This is a genomic window from Agrobacterium sp. Ap1 (assembly GCF_017313375.1).
Lineage (GTDB): Bacteria > Pseudomonadota > Alphaproteobacteria > Rhizobiales > Rhizobiaceae > Neorhizobium > Neorhizobium cellulosilyticum.
In genome coordinates, this window is record NZ_JAFLMY010000049.1 from 1 (window position 1) to 8,763 (window position 8,763).

General features: G+C 54.4%; 13 protein-coding genes. 8 read left to right on the top strand and 5 right to left on the bottom strand.

All coding sequences use genetic code 11. The annotated features are described in order from the left end of the window. The first annotated feature begins 309 nt into the window (after positions 1–309). Both JZX87_RS30580 and JZX87_RS30585 read left to right on the top strand, forming a co-directional pair. On the top strand, positions 310–549 hold the full coding sequence (locus tag JZX87_RS30580; protein WP_206829594.1) for a type II toxin-antitoxin system Phd/YefM family antitoxin: 240 nt from the start codon (positions 310–312) through the stop codon (positions 547–549). Further along, a complete protein-coding gene (locus JZX87_RS30585) occupies positions 549–965 on the top strand; it encodes a type II toxin-antitoxin system VapC family toxin (RefSeq protein ID WP_206829595.1) in 417 nt (138 codons plus the stop codon). The genes JZX87_RS30580 and JZX87_RS30585 overlap by 1 nt, the downstream gene beginning before the upstream one ends. 98 nt (positions 966–1,063) lie before the next feature. Here the strand turns inward: JZX87_RS30585 and JZX87_RS30590 are convergent, their stop codons facing one another. Then, positions 1,064–1,354 (bottom strand): hypothetical protein, encoded by a 291-nt coding sequence (locus tag JZX87_RS30590; protein ID WP_206829596.1) that lies wholly within the window; start codon positions 1,352–1,354, stop codon positions 1,064–1,066. Positions 1,355–1,541: 187 nt separating this feature from the next. Here JZX87_RS30590 and JZX87_RS30595 point away from each other — a divergent pair, with 187 nt between their 5' ends. The 3 genes from JZX87_RS30595 (at position 1,542) to JZX87_RS30605 (ending at position 3,566) form a co-directional block, all read left to right on the top strand. After that, the gene (locus JZX87_RS30595) at positions 1,542–1,829 is read left to right on the top strand and encodes a DUF7673 family protein (protein WP_206829597.1); all 288 of its coding nucleotides are present in this window, start codon (positions 1,542–1,544) and stop codon (positions 1,827–1,829) included. Further along, positions 1,829–2,986, top strand: a complete 1,158-nt coding sequence (locus tag JZX87_RS30600) for a site-specific integrase (RefSeq protein WP_206829606.1) — start codon at positions 1,829–1,831, stop codon at positions 2,984–2,986. The genes JZX87_RS30595 and JZX87_RS30600 overlap by 1 nt, the downstream gene beginning before the upstream one ends. A gap of 64 nt (positions 2,987–3,050) precedes the next feature. Beyond that, on the top strand, positions 3,051–3,566 hold the full coding sequence (locus JZX87_RS30605; protein ID WP_206829598.1) for a hypothetical protein: 516 nt from the start codon (positions 3,051–3,053) through the stop codon (positions 3,564–3,566). Between the two features lie 70 nt (positions 3,567–3,636). Here JZX87_RS30605 and JZX87_RS30610 read toward each other — a convergent pair whose 3' ends face one another. Both JZX87_RS30610 and JZX87_RS30615 read right to left on the bottom strand, forming a co-directional pair. Further along, positions 3,637–4,107: a barstar family protein gene (locus JZX87_RS30610; RefSeq protein WP_206829599.1), complete on the bottom strand. Its 471-nt coding sequence runs from the start codon at positions 4,105–4,107 to the stop codon at positions 3,637–3,639. 98 nt (positions 4,108–4,205) lie between these two features. Next, positions 4,206–4,664, bottom strand: coding sequence for a hypothetical protein (locus JZX87_RS30615; protein ID WP_206829600.1), 459 nt, complete (start codon positions 4,662–4,664; stop codon positions 4,206–4,208). Positions 4,665–4,862: 198 nt separating this feature from the next. Here JZX87_RS30615 and JZX87_RS30620 point away from each other — a divergent pair, with 198 nt between their 5' ends. Next, positions 4,863–5,267 (top strand): hypothetical protein, encoded by a 405-nt coding sequence (locus JZX87_RS30620; protein WP_206829601.1) that lies wholly within the window; start codon positions 4,863–4,865, stop codon positions 5,265–5,267. A 74-nt stretch (positions 5,268–5,341) separates the two neighbouring features. Here JZX87_RS30620 and JZX87_RS30625 read toward each other — a convergent pair whose 3' ends face one another. Further along, positions 5,342–5,743: a hypothetical protein gene (locus JZX87_RS30625; protein WP_206829602.1), complete on the bottom strand. Its 402-nt coding sequence runs from the start codon at positions 5,741–5,743 to the stop codon at positions 5,342–5,344. Between the two features lie 75 nt (positions 5,744–5,818). On the opposite strand from JZX87_RS30625, the gene JZX87_RS30630 reads away from it, so the two are divergent. Both JZX87_RS30630 and JZX87_RS30635 read left to right on the top strand, forming a co-directional pair. Then, a complete protein-coding gene (locus tag JZX87_RS30630; RefSeq protein WP_206829603.1) occupies positions 5,819–6,247 on the top strand; it encodes a hypothetical protein in 429 nt (142 codons plus the stop codon). A 908-nt stretch (positions 6,248–7,155) separates the two neighbouring features. After that, entirely contained in the window at positions 7,156–7,575 is a 420-nt protein-coding gene (locus JZX87_RS30635; RefSeq protein ID WP_206829604.1) for a bleomycin resistance protein, read from the top strand. A gap of 88 nt (positions 7,576–7,663) precedes the next feature. Here the strand turns inward: JZX87_RS30635 and JZX87_RS30640 are convergent, their stop codons facing one another. Then, positions 7,664–8,539 carry a hypothetical protein gene (locus tag JZX87_RS30640; RefSeq protein WP_206829605.1) on the bottom strand — a complete coding sequence of 292 codons (876 nt, stop codon included), beginning with the start codon at positions 8,537–8,539 and terminating at the stop codon, positions 7,664–7,666. Positions 8,540–8,763 lie beyond the last annotated feature (224 nt).

Here is an 8,763-nt window from a genome sequence, read left to right on the forward strand (position 1 = left end):
AAGGGCAGCACACGGACGCAATCTCGCCATCCGCACTGCCCGTTATCGGGCACTGCCACCAAATCAGCCCCGCTTACCGCAACAGCGCTGAAATGGGCAATCCGGCAAGATCGTAAGACATTGAAATCATGGTAAATGATTTTCTAAACGGACACCAGTGGATAGTTTGTGTCCGTCACTGCGTGGTTTTGCTAGATGACGCCCTAACCATCGATAAGTATTGCTTATCGGAGGTGAGCAGACCAACCGCTTGACCCACTTCGTGGGCCCGCTTATGCTTGCTATGAGCCAACAGCGGGGCCGGTGCCGATGACCACGACGATCAAAATCTCCGAAGCAAAGACGCATCTCTCTGACCTGCTCGCCCGCGTCGAGGCCGGTGAGGATTTTGTCATTGCCCGCGGCAATGATCCAATCGCGCGCGTGACCCGCATGCGCAAGGAGAACGACTTGCAATTGCTGCTCGCCGAAGTCCGCGCCGCCCGCCTGAAGGCAACGCCTTCCACCCATGAGGAAATCCTCTCCTGGCGCGACGAAGGCCGCCGTTGATGTCTTTTGTCATCGACGCCTCGATGGCCGCCGCCTGGCTGCTGCCGGAAGAGTTTTCCGATGCGGCCGAAGCGGTGATCGCCACCATCGACGCCCCCTGCCCCATCCCGTCGCTGTTTTTCTTCGAGATCCGCAACATTCTGGCCATGTCCGAGCGTCGCAGCCGGATTGCCGCCGGTGCCGCGTTGGTCAATATGGAACGGGTCCGCCGCCTGCCGCTCGACGATGCCGGCATTGGAAGCGACAGTTATGTGCTGCTGCTGTCCGCCAATCATGGCCTGAGCGCCTATGATGCCGCCTATCTGGCGCTCGCGCTCAATCGCAGTACTCCGTTAGCGACGCTCGACCGCAAACTCGCCGCTGCCGCCCGCAAGGAAGGTGTTCCGGTCCTGGGGCCGTTTGCCCATGGCGACTGATTTTGTCACGCTGTCACGGATGGTTTGATGGGAGCGGTGATCAATCTCACGCAAGCGAACAGGCCAGACCCCATGGCGTATGCCGGTGACTTGGCTCTCTACGGATCGCCGTCTTTTTCGAGAGGGATGAGCAGGCTGGGAAATTCGGTTTCCGACGGAAGGTCGGCAATTCTCCGCATCAATCGGTCCAGTCGATCCGTCGTAAATGCCTTGTCGGCGAACCAGATCTCGATTTCGGCCGGATCAAGCGTATCAACCATCGAGGGTGTCGGCACAGCGCAGCCCGACGCCCGGATGGTGCGAATATTGTGCTGGTATCGCCAGATGCGTTCCGCCATCGGCAGATCGGGTCCCGTTCTCAAAAGCTTGTCCTTCGGCCACTCAGGCACTGGCATCTCCTCGCGTTCAACGGAGTGTAGCAGCATCGCCCGTCCATGCCATTGGCAAAAGGCAAGGTTCGGCCGCATTCATCAGCCGGCAAAAGCGTCGGCGTCTCGTTGAAACGAAGTCTGGCTGATACTGCGCTATAACCGATCTACCCAAGCCGCCCATCCATCGCCAGAAAAGGCACTTTCCATGGAAGATCGCATCCGCTTCGCCCTCGAAAAACTGCTCAACATTGCGCATCAGGATTCCGGCCAGGGCCGGCGTGTGGCAAATTTTCTGCTCGCCTGGTGGAATGCCGAAGAGCATGGCGGCTTCGACCTGACCGATCTGGCCAATGTCGATCGCGAAGTGTCCGAGGACATGGCAACGATCTTTACCTGGCTCGCGCGTGAGGAAGATGTGGTTTACCCCTACGAGTATCGCAGCGAAATCGAGCAGGTGATTGCGCGCTGGCGGCCCCAGGCGGCTGTGGAATGATGGCAAAGTCCCGCAAGTCCGCTCAGGATCTTTCTACCGTTGAGGGACGGATCGCAGAGCTCGACACGATCGCTGCCGTCCTGCCGATGGAGCGTCGCGACGAGCTGGCGGAGCTGTTGACCGACCAGGATGTCGAAACCCTGCGCCATCTCGTCAACGAAGGCATGGGTGAAAATACGCTTCGCGCACTCGCCTCCGATCTTGCCTATCTACAGGCCTGGTCGCTGGCGGCCACGGCGAAGTCTTTGCCTTGGCCGGCGCCTGAGGCGCTGCTGCTGAAATTTGTCGCGCATCATCTGTGGGATCCACACAAGCGCGAAACCGATCCGGATCACGGAATGCCGGCCGAGGTCGAGCTCAGTCTTCGCGGCCAGGGGTTTCTCAAGGTGACCGGCCCGCATGCACCCGACACGGTGCGCCGGCGCCTGGCGACCTGGTCGACCCTGACGAAATGGCGCGGGCTTTCCGGCGTCTTCGCCTCCCCTGCCCTCAAATCGGCCATTCGGTTGGCCGTCAGGGCAACCCCGCGCCCGCGAAAAAGAAAGAGCGCAAAGGCGGTCACAGGCGATGTACTCGCCAAAATGCTGACAACCTGTGCCAGCGACAGTCTGCGTGATCTGCGCGACCGGGCGATCCTGATGGTCGCGTTCGCCTCAGGTGGACGCCGGCGCAGCGAGATTGCCGGACTGCGTCGCGAGCAGCTGACGGTCGAGCCACCGATCGTTGTCGAAAGCGGCCCTCCCCTCCCCTCGCTTGCCATTCATCTCGGACGGACGAAAACATCCGGTGCCGATCACGACGAGGTCGTCTATCTTACCGGCCGGCCGGTCGAGGCGCTGGAAGCATGGATGACGGCGGCAAAGATCGACGCGGGATCCGTGTTTCGAAAGGTCGATCGCTGGGGCAATGTGTCGAAGCGGGTGCTGGATCCGAAATCGGTCAACGATATCGTCAAACAGCGGGCGGCAATGGCCGGCTTGGAGCCGGGGGAGTTTTCGGCGCATGGCTTGCGGTCGGGATATCTAACCGAGGCTGCCAATCGTGGCATACCTCTCCCCGAGGCAATGGAGCAGTCGCGGCATCGATCGGTGCAGCAGGCCTCGAGGTATTACAACAATGCCACGCGGCGCAGTGGCCGTGCGGCGCGCCTTCTCTGATGACTGCAGTCGGCCCGAAGCAGAAACACTGGTGCATTCGGCGCAAAAACGCTAACTGGTGTGCATGTGCGGCGATGTCAGCAAACCCGATGAAAGAATTCAGCTATATTTCGACTTTGACCTTCACGGTTGGAGCGAGCTAATCTTTGTTCGCGGAAGGCAAATTTCGGGTTTTCGTATCAGCGGGGTATTTACGGATGCTCCGGCCGCGCTTTTAGACCTTTGCGACGCAGTCTTAATGAACTCGGCTACGCGAGTCGCCTTATGCGATGAACCGGGCGGTGTAGTCGTAGAAGTGACACCTGATGCAAAACAACAGCATACCGTGATCTTGTCGGTATATGAAATCGCGCCGCAGTTGGCAGGTTTTGATGCACATGAAGCAGGTCGCCTAGTGATGACAACGCGACTTAAAAGACGGCGTTTGGTCGGCATGCTGCTAACTGAGCTTTGGAAAAGCCACAAATTTCTGTCCGAGCCTTCCTATCAAAAAGGCAGAGATCATTTTCCCCACACCCGTTTGTCAGAAACCAACGAGTCATGGAATCAAAGTGCCCTTGGACCATCGTTTCTGACGTAGTGTTACGTCTGCTTCTGTCGCGAAGCTGAAGACGGCCTCCGGCCCATTGCCGACAAGTCGGGCCGACGCCTCATCCCCCCGCGTCCGGAAACTTAAACGGAAAATGTTCACTTGTCTTTGCGTCAACGTAGAGATGGAAAGGAACAGCGCCTCGGTCCCACCATTCGCCCTCTGCAACGGGCACTGCCCAAGTGGCCCCTGCGTTCTCAACTATATCAAGGAATGTGCGAAACGACTGCTGGTCATGGCGGTAAAAAGTTTCAGCGCCTTCGAGAACGATGTTAATCGAAGTGTGGGGGAGCCATGACAGATCACCCAAGGCTTCATCTAAAGCGTCCCAATTTGTGATTTCGCTGTATGGCATCCGCATCGCGATGCGGAGCCTCTCGAATAGCGCGAGCTTGTCTTTCGCTGCAATTAAAGAGATTACGAAAGGAGTTATTCCCAGCAATTTGAAACGGCGAGACATGTTGAGTGAGGTGTCTTCGTACCGCAAGATGAAGGGGCTGCCGATCTTAGTGATTAGGTCGTGGAGAAGCATGTTTTGATGCTATGTTCCACGCTGCTTTAAATCAACTCTATCAAGTCCGCTAATGGCGCGAAGCTGAAGACGGCCTCCGGCCCGAAGCGGACGAAAAGCTATACGCCTTTCTGATTTGACGGCCCAAACCGATCCAGCCTTTGATGTTCTTTCATTTGGTCATGAGGTCTAACCGCAATTGTCTTCGTGTGATGGTAAATTTTACCGAGATCGGTCGTGATCTCGATGGAGCAAGAGGCGATGGTAGGCCCCGCCATCGAGAAGACAATGGCTGCGTCGGAAAGCCATACTTCAGGCATCTTGTTCGCGGTCATCAACCTAACCACCATACGCCAGTAATATGACGAGGTTGGGGAGAACTCCGGGTACGGAGGCACCGTTACCCCTTTACGAAGTTGGAATTTCAGATTGTGTGTACCGGTATCGGCGATTTGCGCAAATTGACCGACCGCCCAGTAGCCGTTGAGATCGTTATACCTGCTGACGAAGTTATTGAGCACGTCCCAGCAAATCCCTTTGAACTGTCGCCTTCTGGCCATGCCAAATCCAATCGCCACCACTTCATGTTTCTGCCCAGCATTGCAGAACTCAATATTCGTCGCAATGACCGCAAATGGCGCGAAGGTGACTTCGTTCGGCGTTGATCTTACATTAAGAAATAATCTGGATCATAGGAATCAAGCCCTTGGTCGTCCTTCTGACGAAGAACATCCAAAGCCATTGTTAGCGGAAATGGTGGAAGAACGGATCGTTCGATGGTCATCCATAAATTCGGGCTAAAGAACTTTGTGGTCTTCCAATTCCTGATGCATCTCATCATTGGTTCGATGTTGGTCGTGGACCACTATTTCGGCCGACACACAGCGGTCGCTCCCTACCTACTGTACGGGCTGTTCCTCATGAGTAGCATCCACTCCGGGACGCATCTTCTCAAGAACCGCGCCACCTACGCGAATATGATAGATGAAAAATTCCTCGGCCTTAGAGGCAGCACCTATGAGAAATTCGCTTTCGCTTTCGTCATCATGTCAGCCGTATGGATTCCAGTACATTTTCTATTTTGGCCCACAGAGCGTTTCGATGTGTTAATGGGCTTTGTTGCGTTCTGTGTGTCCTACGCGATGATCATCGACCTGCTGGCGATCCGATGGCTCCGATGACCGCAGTTGGCGCAAAGCGGCAGAGGATGTCAGGGCGGGAGGCCGCTTTCGGCTCGACACAGACTAACTAACGGTCAGGCATTCGTTTCTGTCGCCTGCGCGTCAGGGAGGGTCACCGGTCTAAACTTGAGGATCAACCTAGGCCCATCATAAAGGTCAATTTCTTCGGCTGCATCCGGTAGTTTGACGATCCGATGGAAATGCAATTCTGCAGGCTGAGGCTTTTTCGTGATCATCGCTGTTGGATTGGACAACACGATCTCGCAGGTTGCGAACCCCTCAATTCCTTGCGCCAACGGTCGCAGCCGATCATGATAATCCCATGGAGTATCATCTAAACGGAACACGCTACCCAAAATCTTCATCGCGATGAGATGCATGAATTTTCGTCCATCTGACCCGACCCGCCCGTAGGAATACGACCAATCGCGAAAGCCTGCAAATGTCTCGTCCGATGTCAAGGCGCGGGCTTGCATTGTCCGCGCCTCTGGCTAAATTCCCAGCGCCCAGCTAGGCACATCCGATTAGCAATCGACCTTCATAGAAGCGAAATGCACACCGACGTCATCCGTTACATCCCTATCGAATTCGACATCAACGCCCCGGCTACAGCAGCCGAAATCGATCGTCTCGTGATGGAGCGTGACCAAATGACCAGCACCGATAAGCTTACTGTTTCCTTCTCGATTGCTGGACGCCGCGACCTCGTAAAAGTTGCATTCCCCCACGTTGAACTGTTTCGCGTAATCGAGGAATTGCATCTTCCATTAGAGGAGAGCGACATCCCACGGGTTGGAGCCATCACAAACCACTTCGCCTATAGGATCCAAGGAAGTCCGTTCTGGGCGGCGCAGCGAGAGGTTTTCGAAACCGCGCTTCCCGGTTCGGAGCACTACCGTTTTGTCACCGGTGGACAGTGCCTCGACGTCGTTTCTCGCGATCAACCTGAGATCATGTGGCAACATACTGATCAGGAGTGACGTGGCCGACCGATGTCAGGGCGGTGGGCCGCTCCTTGCCCGAAGCGGACGTGACGGCTGTCGGCCATTCGCGCCAACAAAATTCACTATCTCAACACCACCCAACAGTAAAATTGCGGCAAACTGAGGCAGTAAAGATTCACAATCGAATGCTAAGGTTGCAGTGGTTGGCAACGGCCTCGTTGTGACGTCCATTTTAGGATTTAATCATGCTACGCGTATTCTGGGCTACTTTGCTTTCACCCCTTTGGGCACCATTGTACACGGCTTTTTTCGCCAATGTTGTCTTCACGGGGCTGCCAGAGGTTGGTGCGGATTGGTCGGTGCTATACGCGGCAAGTATAAATTGGACATTCGGATTTGCGTATGGGTTTCTTCCGATGGCTGTCCTCGCTCCTCTCGCGCACTTATTGTTGAGCTGGAGAAGACGCACTTCCCTTCTCAGCTATGTATCTGTCTGGTTTCTGTTGTCGCACGTACTGTGGTGGGGTTATATCAATTTGACGCCAGTTCAGAACGACATCGTAAGTGCGTTGGCTAGGTCTTTCCTCTTCAATCTTCCTTGGATTCCAAGCTGGAGCTACATTCTGGGCAATTGCAAGACCGGATAAACGGGTCCGAAGGGACGGCAATGTAGCCGATTTCGATAAGGCAACGCTACGCAAAGCCGTATCGCCACCCGGACAGCGCAGCCAATTTGGAATGCGCGGACGGAAGCCTCAATAAAGCCTTCGCAGTCGCACTGGCCTCATATCGTGATGCCAAATCATTCTCTGTAGTAATGACTGCTTTTGGCGCTTCTGCGCCATGACGGTAGTCGGCCCGAAGAGGTCATAGTGTCACCCTCCCGTATTGAAGCTAGGATAGTAGACGCGGCTTTCTATGATCGAGTTGGCACAGGTGATGAAATGGCGAATGCTCTTGTTCCTGAGTTCGGAGTATCGAACTGCGAAAGGTCGAAATTATTCTATTGTGAAGTCCTCGGTTTTGAATGCGTTTATGCGCGGCCCGATGAAGGCTTTTGCTACCTACGTCTCGGCCAAGCCGAGCTGATGATCGATCAGATCGATCTTGGCCGTACCTTTGGGGGGCTTCATTTGCCGACCAGCTACCCGTTCGGGAGAGGCCTTAATGTACAAATAAACGTGCCATCGGTGAGGCCCCTTTTAGATAGCCTGAATTACCATGGACATGAACTCTATTTGCCGCTCGAAGAAAAATGGTATGGGGTCGATGACCACGAGGAGGGGAATTTACAATTCGTCGTGGCCGATCCAGACGGTTACTTACTCCGGTTTTATGAGGACTTAGGCTCACGCGCCTTATGACCGCTTGTGGCGATTTAGCGCCATGCCTACCTTCGGCCCTAACCGGTCATGCAGGTAAGGGAACCGACCTCAAGATTTCCATTTTCACTCAACGAAGAGAAAGGCCCAGGACCGATGCAATAACGTCAACTTCACTTTGCCCGGCTGCTTTAGTGCCGAGCTCCCGCAAGTCGCCGTACCCCCATCTGAAAAAACATGTCCAGGAACTTGGTTGGTCGACTAATGAGCAGCCCATGATTGGTGAGGGAAACCACGACAATGAAGCAACTCTACCTGCCGAAACTTCAAATTTTTCACCAGTCGTTGTCAAAAAAGATAAGCGATGGATTTCGCCTCGATACCAAAAACTATCAGCCGTCACACCTTCATCGGTGATCGTCACAGCCGGTTGCAACGGCTCCGCAATCTTTTGCTCCCAGCAAAGCTGTTTTCCACTGATCGAAGTCCATGGCTGCGACATTATCGTGCAACCATTTTGAACGTCTCCCTTTCGATCGCACCAGTTACTTTTGACCTCTGTCTTGATCGTTGACCGACAATTTTTTCTTGGCGGACGGTAGAATTGTTTCAGATTATAATCCAATGAAAGTCTAGAAAGCGCAGCCTCCGATACCACTATAACATCGGCGGACAGCGGCGCTAAAGCGGCACCTGCCGCACCGATTTCCTGTTCGATTTTATCGTCCAGTGATGAAACCGCCCAGTTGCTGTACCCAGCCAAACTATAATAGCCGGCGAACCATACGAGGGGCAAGGCGAGCATAAAGCGTGGAAGGTTACCTCTCGCGCAAGCCTTTATGATAAGTATAAAACCTAGATTCAATGTTATTACGGACCAGTATGGTGCCATAAATAGATTCAAAGTCATGCCAATAGGAGGAAATACTTGAATTGCGGATACTGCCGCCGTGATTACGAAGCACGCTAACCATGGCTCTCGCCATAACTGTTGTTTTAAGATCATCTCCGAGAATCTCCAGAACAAGCTACACGGATATAGCGATTAGATCCGTCAATCTCGTAAAATCCTTAAAATACCACCATACAATCATTTGACGTGGCACCCGACACTCCTCCCAGAGCACGCGTGTCACACCATGACAGATGAAACGATCGTGTCCCAGGGAGTGGTGTAGCTTAGACGGCCACGGCTCATCGCAGAGGGCCGGATGAGTGTCAGCTTGCTGC

What these genes read in the sequence shown, in the direction of transcription:
- JZX87_RS30580 (WP_206829594.1), top strand. Translation starts at nt 310, where the DNA reads ATGACCACGACGATCAAAATCTCCGAAGCAAAGACGCATCTCTCTGAC.
- JZX87_RS30585 (WP_206829595.1), top strand. Translation starts at nt 549, where the DNA reads ATGTCTTTTGTCATCGACGCCTCGATGGCCGCCGCCTGGCTGCTGCCG.
- JZX87_RS30595 (WP_206829597.1), top strand. Translation starts at nt 1,542, where the DNA reads ATGGAAGATCGCATCCGCTTCGCCCTCGAAAAACTGCTCAACATTGCG.
- JZX87_RS30600 (WP_206829606.1), top strand. Translation starts at nt 1,829, where the DNA reads ATGGCAAAGTCCCGCAAGTCCGCTCAGGATCTTTCTACCGTTGAGGGA.
- JZX87_RS30605 (WP_206829598.1), top strand. Translation starts at nt 3,051, where the DNA reads ATGTGCGGCGATGTCAGCAAACCCGATGAAAGAATTCAGCTATATTTC.
- JZX87_RS30610 (WP_206829599.1), bottom strand. Translation starts at nt 4,107, where the DNA reads ATGCTTCTCCACGACCTAATCACTAAGATCGGCAGCCCCTTCATCTTG.
- JZX87_RS30620 (WP_206829601.1), top strand. Translation starts at nt 4,863, where the DNA reads ATGGTCATCCATAAATTCGGGCTAAAGAACTTTGTGGTCTTCCAATTC.
- JZX87_RS30625 (WP_206829602.1), bottom strand. Translation starts at nt 5,743, where the DNA reads ATGCAAGCCCGCGCCTTGACATCGGACGAGACATTTGCAGGCTTTCGC.
- JZX87_RS30630 (WP_206829603.1), top strand. Translation starts at nt 5,819, where the DNA reads ATGCACACCGACGTCATCCGTTACATCCCTATCGAATTCGACATCAAC.
- JZX87_RS30635 (WP_206829604.1), top strand. Translation starts at nt 7,156, where the DNA reads ATGGCGAATGCTCTTGTTCCTGAGTTCGGAGTATCGAACTGCGAAAGG.
- JZX87_RS30640 (WP_206829605.1), bottom strand. Translation starts at nt 8,539, where the DNA reads ATGATCTTAAAACAACAGTTATGGCGAGAGCCATGGTTAGCGTGCTTC.